18 protein-coding genes are annotated in these 18,074 nt (G+C 63.8%); 13 read left to right on the plus strand and 5 right to left on the minus strand.

Features of this window, described 5'->3' with window-relative positions; translation table 11 throughout:
* Positions 1-3: 3 nt before the first annotated feature.
* The 11 genes from urtB to ACLH0J_RS00670 all read left to right on the plus strand — a co-directional run bounded on the left by urtB (position 4) and on the right by ACLH0J_RS00670 (position 9,839).
* Positions 4-1,506, plus strand: coding sequence for an urea ABC transporter permease subunit UrtB (gene urtB / locus ACLH0J_RS00620; RefSeq protein ID WP_411390456.1), 1,503 nt, complete (start codon positions 4-6; stop codon positions 1,504-1,506).
* On the plus strand, positions 1,506-2,573 hold the full coding sequence (gene urtC, locus ACLH0J_RS00625) for an urea ABC transporter permease subunit UrtC (protein ID WP_411390457.1): 1,068 nt from the start codon (positions 1,506-1,508) through the stop codon (positions 2,571-2,573). Before urtB ends, urtC begins: the two co-directional genes overlap by 1 nt.
* Positions 2,570-3,403, plus strand: coding sequence for an urea ABC transporter ATP-binding protein UrtD (gene urtD, locus ACLH0J_RS00630; protein WP_411390458.1), 834 nt, complete (start codon positions 2,570-2,572; stop codon positions 3,401-3,403). Before urtC ends, urtD begins: the two co-directional genes overlap by 4 nt.
* Positions 3,404-3,533: 130 nt before the next feature.
* The gene (gene urtE / locus ACLH0J_RS00635) at positions 3,534-4,232 is read left to right on the plus strand and encodes an urea ABC transporter ATP-binding subunit UrtE (protein WP_411390459.1); all 699 of its coding nucleotides are present in this window, start codon (positions 3,534-3,536) and stop codon (positions 4,230-4,232) included.
* Positions 4,233-4,263: 31 nt separating this feature from the next.
* Complete coding sequence (locus tag ACLH0J_RS00640; RefSeq protein ID WP_411390460.1) at positions 4,264-5,103, plus strand: urease accessory protein UreD; 840 nt, start codon at positions 4,264-4,266, stop codon at positions 5,101-5,103.
* Between the two features lie 42 nt (positions 5,104-5,145).
* Positions 5,146-5,448 carry an urease subunit gamma gene (gene ureA, locus ACLH0J_RS00645; protein WP_003171437.1) on the plus strand — a complete coding sequence of 101 codons (303 nt, stop codon included), beginning with the start codon at positions 5,146-5,148 and terminating at the stop codon, positions 5,446-5,448.
* Between the two features lie 9 nt (positions 5,449-5,457).
* The gene (locus tag ACLH0J_RS00650) at positions 5,458-5,970 is read left to right on the plus strand and encodes an N-acetyltransferase family protein (RefSeq protein ID WP_411390461.1); all 513 of its coding nucleotides are present in this window, start codon (positions 5,458-5,460) and stop codon (positions 5,968-5,970) included.
* A 5-nt stretch (positions 5,971-5,975) separates the two neighbouring features.
* Positions 5,976-6,509, plus strand: a complete 534-nt coding sequence (locus ACLH0J_RS00655) for an N-acetyltransferase family protein (protein ID WP_411390462.1) — start codon at positions 5,976-5,978, stop codon at positions 6,507-6,509.
* On the plus strand, positions 6,506-6,811 hold the full coding sequence (locus ACLH0J_RS00660; RefSeq protein WP_321142462.1) for an urease subunit beta: 306 nt from the start codon (positions 6,506-6,508) through the stop codon (positions 6,809-6,811). The genes ACLH0J_RS00655 and ACLH0J_RS00660 overlap by 4 nt, the downstream gene beginning before the upstream one ends.
* A 107-nt stretch (positions 6,812-6,918) precedes the next feature.
* Entirely contained in the window at positions 6,919-8,619 is a 1,701-nt protein-coding gene (gene ureC, locus ACLH0J_RS00665; RefSeq protein WP_411390463.1) for an urease subunit alpha, read from the plus strand.
* 92 nt (positions 8,620-8,711) lie between these two features.
* Positions 8,712-9,839 (plus strand): sensor histidine kinase, encoded by a 1,128-nt coding sequence (locus ACLH0J_RS00670; RefSeq protein ID WP_411390464.1) that lies wholly within the window; start codon positions 8,712-8,714, stop codon positions 9,837-9,839.
* Positions 9,840-9,851: 12 nt separating this feature from the next.
* On the opposite strand, the gene ACLH0J_RS00675 is transcribed toward ACLH0J_RS00670, so the two are convergent.
* Positions 9,852-10,793, minus strand: coding sequence for a DnaJ C-terminal domain-containing protein (locus ACLH0J_RS00675; protein WP_411390465.1), 942 nt, complete (start codon positions 10,791-10,793; stop codon positions 9,852-9,854).
* A 286-nt stretch (positions 10,794-11,079) separates the two neighbouring features.
* Between ACLH0J_RS00675 and ACLH0J_RS00680 the strand changes: the two genes are divergently transcribed.
* Complete coding sequence (locus tag ACLH0J_RS00680; protein ID WP_411390466.1) at positions 11,080-12,348, plus strand: Hsp70 family protein; 1,269 nt, start codon at positions 11,080-11,082, stop codon at positions 12,346-12,348.
* A 73-nt stretch (positions 12,349-12,421) separates the two neighbouring features.
* On the opposite strand, the gene ACLH0J_RS00685 is transcribed toward ACLH0J_RS00680, so the two are convergent.
* The 3 genes from ACLH0J_RS00685 to ACLH0J_RS00695 all read right to left on the minus strand — a co-directional run bounded on the left by ACLH0J_RS00685 (position 12,422) and on the right by ACLH0J_RS00695 (position 14,898).
* Complete coding sequence (locus ACLH0J_RS00685) at positions 12,422-13,435, minus strand: AI-2E family transporter (RefSeq protein WP_411390467.1); 1,014 nt, start codon at positions 13,433-13,435, stop codon at positions 12,422-12,424.
* Positions 13,436-13,574: 139 nt separating this feature from the next.
* Complete coding sequence (locus ACLH0J_RS00690) at positions 13,575-13,874, minus strand: PsiF family protein (protein ID WP_010563372.1); 300 nt, start codon at positions 13,872-13,874, stop codon at positions 13,575-13,577.
* A gap of 133 nt (positions 13,875-14,007) precedes the next feature.
* Positions 14,008-14,898, minus strand: coding sequence for an esterase/lipase family protein (locus ACLH0J_RS00695; protein ID WP_411390468.1), 891 nt, complete (start codon positions 14,896-14,898; stop codon positions 14,008-14,010).
* A 175-nt stretch (positions 14,899-15,073) separates the two neighbouring features.
* Between ACLH0J_RS00695 and ACLH0J_RS00700 the strand changes: the two genes are divergently transcribed.
* Positions 15,074-15,604 (plus strand): bacterioferritin, encoded by a 531-nt coding sequence (locus ACLH0J_RS00700; protein WP_411390469.1) that lies wholly within the window; start codon positions 15,074-15,076, stop codon positions 15,602-15,604.
* A gap of 53 nt (positions 15,605-15,657) precedes the next feature.
* Here the strand turns inward: ACLH0J_RS00700 and ACLH0J_RS00705 are convergent, their stop codons facing one another.
* The gene (locus ACLH0J_RS00705; protein WP_411390470.1) at positions 15,658-17,727 is read right to left on the minus strand and encodes an AsmA family protein; all 2,070 of its coding nucleotides are present in this window, start codon (positions 17,725-17,727) and stop codon (positions 15,658-15,660) included.
* Between the last annotated feature and the right edge of the window lie 347 nt (positions 17,728-18,074).

Consider the following 18,074-nt stretch of genomic DNA (forward strand, 5'->3'; position numbering starts at 1 on the left):
GTGATGCTCACTGCCCTCCACCGCCTCATCCTCGCCGCCCTGCTGTTGCTGCCCTTCGGCACACACGCCGGTGACGCCGACGACTTCCTCGCCGCCAACCCCGCGCAACAAGCCAAGCTCCTCCAGGACTGGGCCGCGCAGCCCGACCCGGCGCGCATCGAGTTGGTGGACGCCCTGCAACAAGGCCAACTGACGGTCAACGGTGAAACCAAGACCGTGCGCCTGAACAACCGCCTGCGCGGCCTGATCGACAACGTCCAGGCCAGCCAGCAACTGCTCGCCGCCGACCCCAAGGTACGCCTGGCCGCCGCGCAGACCCTGCAAAAAACCGCGCAACCGGCGCAGCTCAAATTCCTCGACCAGCAGGTCGCCGCCGAGACCAACGAGGACGTGCACACCGCCCTCAGCCTGGCCCTGGCCAACCTGCAACTGGTGGACAGCGACCCAGTGATACGCCTGGCCGCCGTGCGCCTGCTCGGCAGCACCGGCGACCCGCTGGCGCGCACCCGCCTGGAAACCCTGCTCGCCCCCGGCGTGGAAACCGACGCCACCGTGCACACCGCCGCCGAGACCAGCCTGGCCCAAGTCAAACGCAAGCTGCTGATGGGCGAGATGCTCGGCCAGGCCTTCAGCGGCATGTCCCTGGGCTCGATCCTGCTGCTGGCGGCCCTGGGCCTGGCGATCACCTTCGGCCTGCTTGGTGTGATCAACATGGCCCACGGCGAGATGCTGATGCTCGGCGCCTACTCCACCTATGTGGTGCAGTTGCTGATGCAACGCTACGTGCCGCAGGCCATCGAGTTCTACCCGCTGATCGCGCTGCCGGTGGCGTTCCTGGTCACGGCGGCCATCGGCATGGCCCTGGAACGCACGGTGATTCGTCACCTGTACGGCCGCCCCCTGGAAACCCTGCTCGCCACCTGGGGCATCAGCCTGATGCTGATCCAGGCCGTGCGCCTGGTGTTCGGCGCGCAGAACGTCGAAGTCGCCAACCCCGCGTGGCTGTCCGGCGGCATCCAGGTGCTGCCCAACCTGGTGCTGCCGTACAACCGCATCGTCATCATCGCCTTCGCGCTGTTCGTGGTGGTGCTGACCTGGCTGCTGCTGAACAAGACACGCCTGGGCCTCAACGTGCGCGCCGTGACCCAGAACCGCAACATGGCCGCCTGCTGCGGCGTGCCCACCGGGCGCGTGGACATGCTCGCCTTCGGCCTCGGCTCCGGCATCGCCGGGCTTGGCGGCGTGGCGCTGAGCCAGATCGGCAATGTCGGCCCGGACCTGGGCCAGAGCTACATCATCGACTCGTTCCTGGTGGTGGTGCTCGGCGGTGTCGGCCAGTTGGCCGGTAGCGTCATGGCCGCCTTCGGCCTGGGCATCGCCAACAAGATCCTCGAACCGCAGATCGGTGCCGTGCTCGGCAAGATCCTGATCCTCGCGCTGATCATTCTGTTTATCCAGAAACGCCCGCAGGGACTCTTCGCACTGAAAGGACGGGTGATCGACTGATGAACCAGCCATTGATGCTCACGGCCACGCAAAAGGCCGGCCCCAAGGTGACGCTTGCCGTCGGCGCGCTGATCCTGATTCTGCTGCTGGCCTTGCCGTTGTGTTCCCTGCTGTCGGCGGACAACCCGCTGCACGTCTCGGCCTACACCCTGACGCTGGTGGGCAAGATCCTCTGCTACGCCATCGTCGCCCTCGCGCTGGACCTGGTGTGGGGTTACGCGGGGATGTTGTCCCTCGGCCACGGCTTGTTCTTTGCCCTCGGCGGCTACGCGATGGGCATGTACCTGATGCGCCAGGCGTCCGGCGATGAGTTGCCGGCGTTCATGACGTTTCTGTCGTGGACCGAACTGCCCTGGTACTGGATCGGCACCGAGCACTTCCTCTGGGCCTTGTGCCTGGTGGTGCTGGCGCCGGGGCTGCTGGCGCTGGTGTTCGGTTTCTTCGCCTTCCGCTCGCGGATCAAGGGCGTGTATTTCTCGATCATGACCCAGGCGCTGACCTTTGCCGGGATGCTGCTGTTCTTTCGCAACGAGACCGGGTTCGGCGGCAATAACGGCTTCACCAATTTCCGCAGCATCCTCGGTTTCGGCATCACCGCACCGGGCACGCGGGCGGTGCTGTTCGTGACCACCGTGTTGCTGCTGGTGGCGTGCCTGTACGTCGGCTGGCGCCTGGCCCGGAGCAAATTCGGCCGGGTGCTGACCGCCCTGCGCGATGCCGAGAACCGCCTGATGTTCTGCGGCTACGACCCGCGCGGCTTCAAGCTGTTCGTGTGGGTATTGAGCGCGGTGATGTGCGGGTTGGCCGGGGCGTTGTACGTGCCGCAAGTGGGCATCATCAACCCCAGCGAAATGTCGCCGACCAACTCCATCGAAGCCGCCGTGTGGGTGGCCCTCGGCGGGCGCGGCACGCTGATCGGGCCGTTGCTCGGCGCCGGCGTGGTCAATGGCATGAAGAGCTGGTTCACCGTGGCCTTCCCGGAATACTGGCTGTTCTTCCTCGGGGCGCTGTTCATCATCGTCACCCTGTATCTGCCCAAGGGCGTTATCGGCCTGCTGAAGAAATGAGGAACGTCATGCTTGAACCTATTTTCGATGCCGGCAGCGGCCGCGACGCGATCGGCCTCGGCCAGGCCGCAGGCAAGGGCCTCAATACGCGCCACGGCACGATCCTGACCCTGGAAGACATCAGCGTCAGCTTCGACGGTTTCAAGGCGCTGAACGATTTGAACCTGTACATCGGCGTCGGCGAATTGCGCTGCATCATCGGCCCCAACGGTGCGGGCAAGACCACGCTGATGGACGTGATCACCGGCAAGACCCGCCCCAGCCACGGCAACGCCTGGTTCGGCGAAACCCTCGATCTGACCGAGATGAGCGAGGTGCAGATCGCCCAGGCCGGCATCGGCCGCAAGTTCCAGAAGCCCACGGTGTTCGAAGCCTTGAGCGTGTTCGAGAACCTGGAGCTGGCGCAGAAGACCGACAAGTCCGTCTGGGCCAGCCTGCGCGCGCGCCTGAGCGGCGAGCAGAAAGACCGCATCGAAGAGGTGCTGGACACCGTTCGCCTCAGCGCCTCGCTGCATCGCCAGGCCGGCCTGCTGTCCCACGGCCAGAAGCAGTTCCTGGAAATCGGCATGCTGCTGATGCAAGACCCGCAACTGTTGCTGCTGGACGAACCGGTGGCGGGCATGACCGACGCCGAAACCGAATTCACCGCCGAGCTGTTCAAGCGCCTGGCGGGCAAGCATTCGCTGATGGTGGTGGAACACGACATGGGCTTTGTCGGCTCGATTGCCGACCACGTCACCGTGTTGCACCAGGGCAGCGTGCTGGCCGAAGGGTCGTTGGAACAGGTGCAGGAAAACGAGCGGGTGATCGAGGTCTACCTCGGCCGCTGAACCGGACACGGACTTGCTTTATGTGGGAGGGGGCTTGCTCCCGATTGCTGACTGTCAGTTGATATAGATGTCCCTGACCCACAGCTATCGGGAGCAAGCCCCTCCCACAAAGGATCTGAGGAGTTTTTGCATGTTGCAAGTCGACAAGCTGCACCAGTATTACGGCGGCAGCCACATTTTGCGCGGGCTGTCTTTTGACGTGAAGATCGGCGAAGTCACTTGCCTGCTCGGCCGGAACGGCGTGGGCAAGACCACCCTGCTCAAGTGCCTGATGGGCCTGCTGCCGGCCAAGGAAGGCGCGGTGACGTGGGAAGGCCGCGCCATCACCGGTTTCAAGCCGCACCAGCGCGTGCATGCCGGGATCGCCTACGTGCCCCAGGGCCGTGAAATTTTCGCGCGGCTGACGGTGGAAGAAAACCTGCTGATGGGCCTCTCGCGGTTTCCCGGTTCCGAAGCCAAGCAAGTGCCGGCGTTTATCTACGAACTGTTTCCGGTCTTGCTGCAAATGAAGCATCGCCGTGGCGGTGACTTGTCCGGCGGCCAGCAACAACAGTTGGCCATCGGCCGCGCCCTGGCCAGCCGTCCGCGCCTGTTGATCCTCGATGAGCCCACCGAAGGCATCCAGCCCTCGGTGATCAAGGAGATCGGCGCGGTGATCAAAAAACTCGCGGCACGCGGCGACATGGCGATCCTGCTGGTGGAGCAGTTCTACGACTTTGCCGCCGAACTGGCCGACCAGTACCTGGTGATGTCGCGCGGTGAAATCGTCCAGCAAGGCCGTGGTGAAAATATGCAAAGCGACGGTGTGCGCGGTCTCGTAACCATCTAATCTGTGGCGTCCTGACGATAAGCACACAACCATGAACCTGCCCGTGTCCCCCGCCCTGTTCACCCCCAGCTGGCACGCCGAGCTGGAACTCGGCTACGCGCGTTTCGGCGCCACCACACGCCCGGTGATGCGCCGCCACCTCGGTCCGCTGCGCGTGCAAAAACACCTGTACGCCGAAGGCCCCGAGGTGTGCCAGCACATCATCGTGCACCCGCCCGGCGGGATTGCCGGCGGCGACCGCCTGGACATCCGCGCCCACGTCGCCGAAGGCGCCTGGGCCCAATTGACCAGCCCCGGCGCGGCCAAGTGGTACCGCGCCAGCAGCCCGGCGTTCCAGCAGTTGGACCTGAGGGTGGACGCCGGCGCGACCCTGGAATGGCTGCCCCAGGAAACCATCGTGTTCAGTGCCGCCCAGGCCGAACTCACCACGCGCATCGAGTTGCACGGCGATGCGCGACTGTTCTACTGGGACGTGGTCGCCCTGGGCCGCCCGGCCAGCGGCGAGCGCTTCGACCACGGCCATTTTCAATCGCACCTGGATATCCACCGCGACGGCCAGTTGCTCTGGCACGAGCGCCAGCGCATGGTGGGCGACGACGGCTTGCTCGACTCGCCGATCGGCCTGGATGGGCAACCGGTGTTCGCCACGTTGCTGGTGACGGGCGACATCGACCCCGAACTGCTCGAAACCTGCCGCGCCCTGCCCCACGCCGTGCGCGGCGACCTGACCCAGTTGCCCGGCCTGCTGGTGGCCCGCTGCCTGGCCAGCGAAGCGTTGCTGGCGCGGCAATGGTTGATCGATTTATGGCGCCTGCTGCGCCCGGTGCTACTGGGACGGGAAGCGCTCTCACCACGAATCTGGAGCACTTGATCTCTAGTGTTTTCACAAATGTATTTCAGGACGGACTGAACCATGGACCTGACCCCTCGGGAAAAAGACAAACTGCTGATCTTCACTGCCGGCCTCGTCGCCGAACGCCGCCTGGCGCGTGGGGTGAAGCTCAACTACCCGGAAACCATCGCCTACATTTCCGCCGCCCTCATGGAAGGCGCCCGCGATGGCCGCACCGTCGCCGACCTGATGCACTACGGCACCACCCTGCTCAGCCGCGAACAGGTGATGGAAGGCATCCCGGAAATGATCCCGGATATCCAGGTGGAAGCCACCTTCCCCGACGGCACCAAGCTGGTGACCGTCCACCAACCCATCGCGTGAGGCCCGGCCATGATTCGTGATGCAACCGAGCAGGACTTGCCAGCGATCCGCGCCATCTACAACGATGCGGTGCTCAACACCCTGGCGATCTGGAACGAGCAACAGGTGGACCTGGCCAACCGCCAGGCCTGGTTCGCGGCACGCCGGGCCCAGGGTTATCCGATCCTGGTCGCGGTGGAAAACGACGAAGTGACCGGCTACGCCTCATTCGGCGACTGGCGGCCCTTCGAGGGCTTTCGCTACAGCGTCGAGCACTCGGTGTACGTGCGCCACGACCAACGCGGCAAAGGCCTCGGCCCGCGCCTGATGCAAGCCCTGATCGAACGCGCGCGCAGCGCCGGCAAACACGTGATGGTGGCCGCCATCGAAAGCGGCAACCAGGCCTCGATCCGCCTGCATGAGCGCCTGGGGTTCGTCACCACCGGGCAGATGCCACAAGTGGGCATCAAGTTCGGCCGCTGGCTCGACCTGACCTTTATGCAACTGATCTTGAATCCGGGCGCGGAACCGCCCCAGGAGTGAGTTCGATGAGCGCTACGCAACTGCGTCGAGTCAATGCTGAAAGTTTTGCCCATTACCGCCCGGGCTTGATCGAGCTGTTGCTGGATGCGGTCAGGCATGGCGCGTCGGTGGGGTTCATGGCCGACATCGACGAGGCCCAGGCCCGCACCTATTGGCACAGCGTCCAAGCCGGCGTCGCCGACAGCAGCCTGCTGCTCTGGGTGGTGGTGCGCGACGAACAGGTGCTCGCCAGCGTGCAGTTGGCGCTGTGCCAGAAACCCAACGGCCTGAACCGCGCCGAAGTGCAAAAACTGCTGGTGCACAGCAGCGCACAGCGCCATGGCCTGGGCCAACAGTTGATGCACGCGCTGGAACTTGCCGCGCGCCAGCACAAGCGCGGCCTGCTGTACCTGGACACCGAAGCCGGCTCCGCTGCCGAAGCCTTCTACCAGGCGCTGCGCTACACCAAAGTCGGTGAACTGCCCGACTACTGCCAAAGCCCGGACGGGCGCTACAGCCCGACCGCCATCTACTTCAAGACCCTGGGGCAACCTGCATGATTCCTGGCGAATATCAGATCCAGCCTGGCGAGATCGAACTCAACGTCGGCCGCCGCACCGTGACCCTGAGCGTGGCCAACAGCGGCGACCGGCCGATCCAGGTCGGCTCGCACTACCACTTTTTTGAAACCAACGACGCGCTGACCTTCGACCGCGCCGCCAGCCGGGGCATGCGCCTGAATATCCCGGCGGGCACGGCGGTGCGCTTCGAGCCGGGGCAGAGTCGCGAGGTCGAGTTGGTCGACTTGAGCGGCGGGCGCCGGGTGTTCGGGTTTGCCGGGCGGATCATGGGCGACCTTTAGGGCCTCATCGGGAGCAAGCCCACAGTTGGAATGCATTCCCATGTGGGAGGGGGCTTGCTCCCGATAGCGACTTCACATTCAACACACATTTCTCAGGGCAACCACACATGAAAATCAGCCGCCAAGCCTACGCCGACATGTACGGCCCCACCGTCGGCGACAAGGTCCGCCTGGCCGACACCGAGTTGTTCGTCGAAGTGGAGCAGGACTTCACCGTCTATGGCGAAGAGGTCAAATTCGGCGGCGGCAAAGTGATCCGCGACGGCCAGGGCCAGAGCCAATTGCTCGCCCACGAAGTGGTCGACACCCTGATCACCAACGCGCTGATCATCGACCACTGGGGCATCGTCAAGGCCGATGTCGGCCTCAAGAACGGTCGCATCCATGCCATCGGCAAGGCCGGCAACCCGGATATCCAGCCCGGCGTGACCATGGCCATCGGCGCCAGCACCGAAGTGATCGCCGGCGAAGGCATGATCCTCACGGCCGGCGGCATCGACAGCCACGTGCATTTCATCTGCCCGCAGCAGATCGAAGAAGCGCTGACCAGCGGCGTCACCACCCTGATCGGCGGCGGCACCGGCCCGGCCACCGGCACCAACGCCACCACCTGCACCTCCGGTCCGTGGCACCTGGCGCGCATGCTGCAGGCCAGCGATTCGTTCCCGATGAACATCGGCTTCACCGGCAAAGGCAACGCCAGCCTGCCGGAGCCGCTGATCGAGCAGGTCAAGGCCGGCGCCATCGGCTTGAAGCTGCATGAAGACTGGGGCACCACGCCCGCCAGTATCGACAACTGCCTGAGCGTCGCCGACCAGTACGATGTGCAAGTGGCGATCCACAGCGACACCCTCAACGAATCCGGCTTCGTCGAAACCACCCTCGCCGCCCTCAAGGGCCGCACCATCCACACCTACCACACCGAAGGCGCCGGTGGCGGTCACGCGCCGGACATCATCAAGGCCTGCGGTTTCCCCAACGTGCTGCCCAGTTCCACCAACCCGACGCGGCCATTCACGCGCAACACCATCGACGAGCACCTGGACATGTTGATGGTCTGCCATCACCTCGACCCGAGCATCGCCGAAGACGTGGCCTTCGCCGAAAGCCGCATCCGCCGCGAGACCATCGCCGCCGAAGACATCCTCCACGACCTTGGCGCGTTCTCGATGATCAGCTCCGACAGCCAAGCCATGGGCCGCGTCGGCGAAGTGATCACGCGCACCTGGCAGACCGCCGACAAGATGAAAAAACAGCGCGGGGCCCTGCCCGGCGACGGCCCCGGCAACGACAACTTCCGCGCCAAGCGCTACATCGCCAAGTACACCATCAACCCGGCGATCACCCATGGCATCAGCCATATCGTCGGGTCCATCGAAGTGGGCAAATGGGCCGACCTGGTGCTGTGGCGCCCGGCGTTCTTCGGCATCAAGCCGACGCTGATCCTCAAGGGCGGCGCGATTGCCTCAAGCCTGATGGGCGACGCCAACGCCTCGATCCCCACCCCGCAACCGGTGCACTACCGCCCGATGTTCGCCAGTTTCGGCAGTTCGCTGCACGCCACCAGCCTGACCTTTATCAGCCAGGCCGCCCTCGACGCCGGCCTGCCCGAAACGCTGGGGTTGAAAAAGCAGATCGCGGTGGTCAAGGGCTGTCGCAACGTGCAGAAAACCGACCTGATCCACAACGATTACCTGCCGGACATCGACGTGGACCCGCAAACCTACCAGGTCAAGGCGGACGGGCAACTGCTCTGGTGCGAACCGGCGGATGTGCTGCCCATGGCCCAGCGCTATTTTCTGTTCTGACCGTTCATCGGCACACCTGACGTGCCGCTGAAGCGAAGAGGCGTATGGCGCTACGATGCGCCACGCGCCTTTATCGCTTTGGAAACCTGGCCATGCGTTTATCCGAATTCATTGCGTTACATGCCGACCTGATCGTCGATGAATGGGAGCAGTTTGCACAGACACTGACCCCCGCCGCCGATACCCTGAACCGCGTGCAGTTGCGCGACCACGCCCACTCGATTCTGCTCGCCGCCGCGCGGGACATGGACACCCGCCAGAGCGCCAGCGAACAAGCGGCCAAGGCCAGGGGCGAAGGCCCCGACAAAAGCCCCAGCCTGGATCAGGCCGCCGCCAGCCATGGCGAGCTGCGCCACACCGTGGGCTTTGACCTGGTGCAAATGACCGCCGAGTTCCGCCACCTGCGCGCGTGCGTGCTGCGTTTGTGGGTCGAGCACCTGCACACGCCAACGCTGGCCGACTTCCAGGACATGATCCGCTTCAATGAGGCCATCGACGAAGCCCTGGCCGAATCCACCGCCGCCTACGCCGAGCAGGTGGCACGCTCGCGGGACATCTTCCTCGCCATCCTCGGCCACGACCTGCGCGCGCCGCTGCAGGCGGTGAACATGTCCACCGAGATGCTGCTGCGCAAGGTAACGCTGGACAGCCAGGGGTTGAGCCTGGTGGGCAATATCAAAAACGGCGCGCGGCACATGGCCGCGATGGTCAGCGATTTGCTCGAGTTTGTCCGCAGCCGGTTGGGCAGCAGCCTGCCCATCGAGCCCAAACCCATGAGCCTTGCCGACGCGGCGCAAGCGGCCATCGATGAAGCCCGCGCCGGTCGCCCGGAGTGCCAGCCGACCTTGCAGGTGCAGGGCGACACGCAAGGCCAGTGGGACCGTGGCCGCATTGACCAGTTGCTGCAGAACCTGATCGGCAATGCCTTGCAGCACGGCACCCAGCACCAGGCGCCGACCCTGACCCTCAAAGGCCTGGCGGACAGCGTGGTGCTGAGCGTGCACAACTATGGCCCGCCGATTCCCCAGGCCGCCCTGGGCACGGTATTCGACCCGCTGGTGCGTGGCGCCGGTGAAGCGCTGGGCGGCACGTCCACGAGCCTCGGGCTGGGGCTGTTTATCGTCAAGGAAGTGGTGCAGGCCCATGGGGGCAGCATTGACGTGACGTCCAGCGCGGCGGACGGCACCACCTTCACCGTGGTGCTGCCGCGCTCGGCCTGACGGTGCGCGGGCTTAGAAGTGCTCGCGCGGATTGAAAGCGGCTTTCTTCGCCAGTTCCTGCCACAGGGCGATGGTCTCGTCGTCGGCCTGCTTGGGCATGACCACCTTGAGCTGGACGAACAGGTAGCCGCGCTGCCCGGCCTTGTTCAGCAAACCATGGCCCTTGGCGCGCAAGCGCTGGCCATTCTGGCTGCCCGCCGGCACTTTGAGGTTGATCTTGCCGGTGAGGGTCGGCACCGCCACTTCCGTCCCCAGCGCCAACTCCCACGGCGCCAGCGGCAGGTTGATGATCAGGTTTTCGCCGTCCACTTCGAACTTGGGGTGCGGTGCAAACTTGATCACCAGGTACAGGTCACCATTGGCCCCGCCCCCCACGCCGGGCGCGCCCTGGCCCTTGAGGCGAATGCGTTCGCCGTCGGTCACACCGGCGGGGATCTTCACGTTCAGGCTCTTGGTGGTGTTGCTGACATGCCGGCCCGAGGCGTCGTATTGCGGCACCTGGAAGCTGATCTGCTTGGACTCGTTGGACAGTGTCTCCTCGAGGAACACCGACAGCTGCATCTCCACGTCCTGGCCTTTACGCCCGGTGGGACGGCGCTGGCCGCCACCGAAGGCATCGCCGCGACCGCCGAAGATCGAGCTGAAGAAGTCCGAAAAGTCTTCGGTGCCCGCGCCGCCGCCGCCAAACCCGCCACGGCTCTGCCAGCCCGGTGGGCCCTGGAACGGCTGGCCATGCTGGCCATATTTGCGCAGTTCGTCGTATTCGGCGCGTTTGTCGGCACTTTTAAGCGCCTCGTAGGCTTCGGACGCGTCCTTGAACTTGGCTTCGGCGTCTTTTTCCTTGCTCACGTCCGGGTGATATTTGCGCGCGAGCTTGCGGTAGGCGGCCTTGATGGCCTTATCGTCCGCAGTCGGCTCAACGCCAAGAATCTTGTAATAGTCTTTAAAGTCCATCTGGGGGGTTACCCTCCGTGATCGATATCGCACAGCCAGGGGCACAGCATGCGCCGGTTTGCAGCATTTGGATTGACTGATCTCAACCCGAAGCCGATGGCTGGCTCAGAAGTTTATCGGCACCACGCGAATTACCTTGCAGCCACCGACCGTATGCAGCACAAGTTGGGGGCGAACCCGGGCCTTTCAAGGCGCATGGCCGGCTATTTAACAGATGGTCGGCCTACGCAACCGCCCTCGACTGGCATACACTGCGCGGCCGTTTTTCAACCGGAACCCGATAGACATGAAAAACCCATCCCCAGCCCGTGCCTGCGGTATCGACTTCGGCACGTCCAACTCCACCGTCGGCTGGATCCGCCCCGGCATGGAAACGCTTATCGCGCTGGAGGACGACAAAATCACGTTGCCGTCGGTGGTGTTCTTCAACTTCGAGGAGCGTCGCCCGGTCTACGGTCGCCTGGCGCTGCACGAATACCTGGAGAACTACGAAGGCCGGCTGATGCGCTCACTCAAGAGCCTGCTGGGTTCCAAGCTGATCAAGCACGACACCAGCGTGCTGGGCACGGCGATGCCGTTCACCGACCTGCTGGCGCTGTTTATCGGCCAGCTCAAGAGCCGCGCCGAAGCCACCGCTGGCCGCGAGTTCGAGGAAGTGGTGCTGGGCCGCCCGGTGTTTTTCGTCGATGACGACCCGATGGCCGACCAGGAAGCGGAAAACACCCTGGTGGACGTGGCGCGCAAGATCGGCTTCAAGGACATCTCGTTCCAGTACGAACCGATTGCCGCAGCGTTCGACTACGAGTCCACCATCGAAAAAGAAGAGCTGGTGCTGATCGTCGACATCGGCGGCGGTACGTCCGACTTCTCCCTGGTGCGCCTGTCCCCGGACCGCCGTCACAACGACAACCGCCACGACGACATCCTCGCCACCGGCGGCGTGCACATCGGCGGTACCGACTTCGACAAACAACTGTCCCTGGCCGGCATGATGCCGCTGTTCGGCTACGGCAGCCGCATGAAAAGCGGCGCCTACATGCCCACCAGCCACCACATGAACCTGGCCACCTGGCACACCATCAACGCGGTGTACTCGCAAAAATCCCAACTGGCCCTGGGCAGCATGCGCTACGACATCGAAGACACCGGCGGCATCGACCGCCTGTTCAAGCTGATCGAACAGCGCGCCGGCCACTGGCTGGCGATGGAAGTCGAAGAAACCAAGATCCAGCTGACCCACGAAGACAACCGCCACGTACTGCTCGACCGGGTTGAACCGGGCCTGAGCGTAGACCTGAGCCGCACGCTGTTCGAGTCGGCCATCGACGGCCTGCTGGAGCGCGTGCGCAACAGCGTGACCCAACTGCTCAACGACGCCTCGGTGGACGTGGCGCAGGTGGACACGGTGTTCTTTACCGGCGGCTCCAGCGGCATTCCGGCGCTGCGCCACAGCATCTCGGCGATGCTGCCGAATGCGCGGCATGTGGAAGGCAATATCTTTGGCAGCATCGGCAGCGGACTGGCGATCGAGGCCAGCAAGCGCTACGGCATCTGAGCCGAATCATCCAAAGGTGGGAGGGGGCTTGCTCCCTCCCACAATAAGCCCCACTCCCAGAATAAGCCCTCCCCTAGACCATCCCGCCGAGCTTCAACTCACTCTTCAGGTACGCATAGTAAATCGGCCCTGCCACCACCCCCGGCAAGCCGAACGCCGCCTCGAATACCAGCATCGCCAACAGCAATTCCCACGACTTGGCACTGATCTGCCCGCCAACGATCCGCGCGTTGAGGAAGTATTCGATCTTGTGGATCACGATCAGATACCCCAGTGCCGCCACCGCCACCCAGATCGACAGCGACAAGGCGACGATGGTGATCAGGGTATTGGACATCAGGTTGCCGATCACCGGCAGCAGGCCGAGCAGGAAGGTCAGCACGATCAGGGTCTTGGTCAGCGGCAGGTGGATACCGCACAACGGCAGCACCACAGCGAGGAAGATCGCGGTAAACACGGTATTGAGCGCGGCGATCTTGATCTGGGCGAAGACAATGTTGCGAAACGCCTGGACCAGCAGGTGCAGGCGATCGAACAGCACCGCGGCCAGCGGTTTGCGCTTGGTGACGTCGGGCACGCGCTGCAGGGCGATGATCGCGCCGAGCACCATGCCGATCAGCAAGGTGACGAACATGTGGGCCGCGTCTTTGCCGACCAGTTGCAGTTCGCTCAGGTGTTTGGTGATCCAGTCGCCGATGGCCACGCGGAATTCGGCGGCGCTGGCGGGCAGGTAGGCGTCGAGGAAGGGCGGCAGTTGGCCGCGCGCGCGATCGACCACGCCCATGAATTTGTCGAGGGAGGCCCCGGGGTTTTCCGCTTCGTGGAGCAGGAAGCTGATGGCGCCGGCGAAGATCAGGGCCAGTGCGCTGACGATCAGGGTGCCGAGCAAGGCCACCGCGAGCCAGCGCGCACGCCGACCTTCGATCAACCGTTGCAGTTGGGGGGTGAGCATGTTGACCAGTTCGAAGACCAACAGACCGGCCAGCAGGCTGGGCAACAATTTCAACGGCAGAACCAGCAGCAACCCGCCGAAAATGATGATGTAGCTGGCCAGCAACAACACATGACGCTGAGAAAACGTTGGCATACAGCCTCAAAACAAACGGCGTTAAAGGATGTTGCAGGAGCGGGCTTGCTGTGGCGAGGGAGCAACCTCCCTCACCACCACTGACTCAGTCCTACACGGGCTGCGTACGAGTGTCGCAGCCTTCTATGGCCCGGGGCTATTATTTCTTCAGGCAGGTGCTCATAAAGGTTTTGCGTGCGTCGCCGGTCAAGGCCTTGGTCTTGGCGTCGGCATTGCAGTCCTTCATCTTCTGCTGCTGCGGCGTCAGGGTCTTGGCATCATTGGCCGCCGGGGCCGACAGGCAGGTTTTCATGAACGCCTTGCGCTCGTCGCCCTTGAGCGTCTTGGTGGTGGCTTCGGCGTTACAGGAGGTCATTTTGTTTTGCTGGGCGGTCGCCGCAAAACCTTGGGAACACAGCAGCAGGCCCATCATCAACAACGGAATACGCAGCATCTTCATGGAGTTTTCTCCCTATTACCGTGCCGGCGGGCACGGCCTTCCGAGAGTGTAGCCAAACCCTGTTACATCTTCCCAGCCAGACGAGGGATAATCCGCCCGCATCGACCCCGTTGGTTTTTTCGGAGCGCGAAGCCTAAACCCCGGCGTCCTTCAGCCGCCGGGCATGTTCGACGAACAAGCGGATCGGCTCGGCGCCCTTGCCCACCCGGCCCAGGGACTGGTTGACGATGTCGAAGTGGTCCAGGGCGTAATCGTCCCCGATCACCGTGCCCAGGTGCGAACTGTAGCGCCCGACCATGCCGTCGCACTGGCCCTGCTCGCGCACGAAGCTGCGGGCGAACCACCGGCAGTAGCGGTGGGTGACATCCAGCCGGTTGCGCCCGCGATCGGTCTTGCCCGGCTGCAAGGTGCCGGACCACGAGTAATAGCGCACGCCGTCGACCTGTTCGGCGCCGTGCCCGCCCCAGGTTTCGGGCAGCCCCTGGGGATACTGGCGGTTGAACAACGCCACACCGGCGCTGGTCAGGGATTGGTGGGAGGCGTGCAAGTCCGCCTTGAAGCGTGGGCCGCGATAGCCGGTTTCCAGCAGGCTCATCGCCCCGGCCGCCAGATGGAACCCTGCGCTCATGAGCCGGCCCTTGACGCTGTCGGCCGGGTAATGGGCGTGGATATGGTCCGCCAGTTCCGAGCCGTGGTTGGGACCGGCCACCGAGGTCACCGACGCCACCCGTTCCGGGCGCGTGGCCGCCGCATAGCGCGCGGTCAGCGCGCCCTGGCTGTGGCCGATCAGGTTGACCTTGTCGGCGCCGGTCTCCTGCACAATCCTTTCGATCTCGGCGAGCAACTGCTCGCCGCGCACTTCACTGGAATCCAGCGGCGCCACCTGGACCGCAAACACTTGCGCCCCACCCGCGCGCAGTGCCGGAACGATGCCATACCAGTACGCAAACCACCCCAGGCGCACGAACCCCAACATGCCGGGGACCAATACCAGTGGGTAACGCGTGGCTAACGACTGCGACATGGAGCGAACGTCCTTGATCGAGGGAAGATGAGCGCAGGCTAACCCAGCCCTGCGACGCACTGATGACACCAGTGGGCAAATCCAATAAAACTTTTCCCGCGCGCCAGCACTCACAACTGGGAGCGATCACGCCGGCAGAGCGTGGCGTAAACCGGATCAGCCCCAGGAGATTGAGATGACTGAAGCAAACTTGACTGACGTTGCGACCCTGCGCAGCCGCGCGCGTAAAAACGTCGAAAACGGTGCCGTGACCGAAGGCTACGACGCCGACCGCGAAGAAATCATTCGCCTGCTCAACGCGTCGCTGGCCACCGAACTGGTCTGCGTGCTGCGCTACAAACGCCACTACTTCATGGCCAGCGGCGTCAAAGCCCAGATCGCCGCCGAAGAATTCCTCGAGCACGCCACCCAGGAGGCCGAACACGCCGACAAACTCGCCGAGCGTATCGTGCAGTTGGGCGGCGAGCCGGAGTTCAACCCGGACCTGCTGTCGAAAAACGCCCACGCCCAGTACGTGGCGGGCAACAACTTGAAGGAAATGGTCTACGAAGACCTGGTCGCCGAGCGCATTGCGGTGGACAGCTACCGCGAAATCATCCAGTACATCGGCGACAAAGACCCGACCACACGCCGCCTGTTCGAAGAGATCCTGGCCCAGGAAGAAGAGCACGCGGACGATATGGCCGACATCCTCGAAAGCCTGTAACCCCTGTGGGAGGGGGCTTGCTCCCTCCCACATGTGCACTCACACGCCCTCGGTTAACCTTTCACCGTCTTCGGCGCCTTGCCTTCCTTCATCTGCTGCAGCAACGGCGCGCACTGGTTCGGCGCATCGCCGCTCGGTGCCACCAGCGCCAGCAAGCCGGCGGCCGGGCCGGCGATGACGCCCAGTGCGACCATGCCGGCGCCGCGCAGGGCCAGGGGGATGGCTTTCACGCCGGCATTGGGCTTGATGAACGGGCCGTTGACGTACAGCGGCGAACGCAGCGAGAACAGGCGAAAGCCTTTGGACTCCGGGGTGATCGTGAGGTCCAGTTGCTCGGTGGCCATGTTCGCCGTGCCGTCGATGTAGATGATGGCGTTCTCGGTGTCGAACACGAACAGACGCGTGGTCGCCAGGCCCGTCTTGATGCCGAAGTCGGCGGCCGCGCAGTTGATCTTCACTTCCTTGTCGCCAAACAGGCGACCCACCACGTAGTTGCCCACGTTGAGCCCGGCGATTTCCATCAGGCCGCGGCTGATGGCGCCATCGTTGATGAGCATCTTCAGATCGCCATTGGCACTGCCCAGCAGCGCCGCCACGGAGTTGCCGCGCCCGGTGATGTCCGCGTCGCCGTTGAGTTCGCCGAAGCTGGTTTTCATTGGCTCGAAGGTCGGGAACAACTGCTTGAGCTTGAAGTTGCGCGCGGTGAGCCGGGCGCGGCCTTCCATCGGGGTGATGCGGCCGTTGAGGCGGATCTGCGCATCGAGCTTGCCGCCGGCCACGCCGAAACGCAGAGGTTCCAGGCTCAGTTCACCGTCGGTGAGGACCAGGTGGGTATAGAGGTCGTTGAACGGCAGATCGGCACTGTGGACGATGCGTTTGCCGGTGAATTCCACATCGGCGTCCATGTCGCGCCAGCGCTCGGTGCGGAACGCTTCCACTGGCAGCACCTTGGTCGCCGGTTGTTTGCTGGCGCCGCCACGCGCCTTTTGCTTGGCGTTGGAGTCGGCGCCGATCAGCGGGGCGAGGTCGGTCATCAGCAACTGATTGGAGACCAGCGTGCCGCTGAGCTTGGGCCGCGGCTGGCTGGCGACGTAGGCGAGGTCGCCGTGGATATCGCTGTCGCCGATCTTGCCGTTGAAGCCTTCATAGCGAAATGACGCGCCGCTGGCCTCGTGCAGCTTGGCGATCAAGTGGCCGTCGGTGGAATAGGCCGGCGAATCCGGCAGGGTCACGCCGGTCAACGGGTAGAGGTTGCCCAGGCTGCTGCCGGACAGCTTCAGCCGCAGGTCCAGGGCGCCGAGGTTCAGCGGGTCGGTGAGGGTGCCGGCCAGGGCGATGCGGGTGTCGGCGATCTTGACCTGGGCCTGCAGCGGGAACGGCCTGGCCGCGTCCTGCAGGGCCAACAGGCCACCGATCTTGCCGCTGCCGTCGAGTGCCTGGCCGTGATACTGGCCCTTGACCTTGAGGGCGAACACATAGTCCTGAGGGGCGGAGCCTTTTTCCAGGGCTTTCTTCGCATCGGCATCGCCGACGATTTCGCCGAAGGGGATCGGTTTGCCCAAGGGGTCGATGATGATGTCCAGGCGGGTCTTGAGGGTTTGATCGTCAAGGGTCACGTGGCCTTTGTCGAAGCCGATGGCGCCGATGTCCACCGCCCAGTTGGAGGGTTCGGCATTCGGGTCCTTGGGGTCGAAGGTGAAGGTCCAGTTAGCGCGGCCGTCAGCCAGGCGCTGCAACTCGGCGCTGGGCTCGGTGAGGTCGATACGCGGGATCACCACGCGCTGCACCAGCAAGGCCAGGGGCGAAATACGCAGCTCGACCTTTTTCAGGCTGACCATCTGCGCTTGTTTCGACCAGTCGGGGTTGCCCAGGGTCAGGTCTTCGGCGATCACATGGGGCCATGGCAGCCAGGCGCGCCAGCCGCCTTCATCGGGCTCGCGCGCCCACACCACGGCCAGGTTGCCATTGATGGCAAACGGGCGATGCAGTTCTTCGCAGACCTTGGCATTGAGAGTGGGTTTGATGCGATTCCAGTCGAAAAACACCAGAACCAGCACCACCACAACGATTGACAGAACGAAGCTGGCACAGCTCCAAACCACGATTTTGCGCGTGCGCGTCATTGCACAGGACTCCTTGATACGGACAGCCGAACGACAGCTCATAAGGCTACGACTGACAAACCGGCCGGGGGTTTAACCCAATCGCTGATTTAGGCGCAAAAAGCCATTTTCCTGACCACTCGGACCAATTTCAATCATCGACAACGCACCATCGTTACCCGGGTTCGTGTCGAAAATACCCATCACGGTGCAAAACCGCGTGCCTGAAAGGCCCGGTCTAGAAGGCCTCGCGCGAACAATCAATTCTGTTGATTATTACCATTGTGTTTATGAACTTTCATATCAACTTATCGAGAGTAGCATTAGCTCCGTACCCACTTAATCGCCCTCCCAAGGAGCAACCGATC

This window comes from Pseudomonas sp. MPB23, from assembly GCF_046605395.1.
GTDB lineage: Bacteria > Pseudomonadota > Gammaproteobacteria > Pseudomonadales > Pseudomonadaceae > Aquipseudomonas.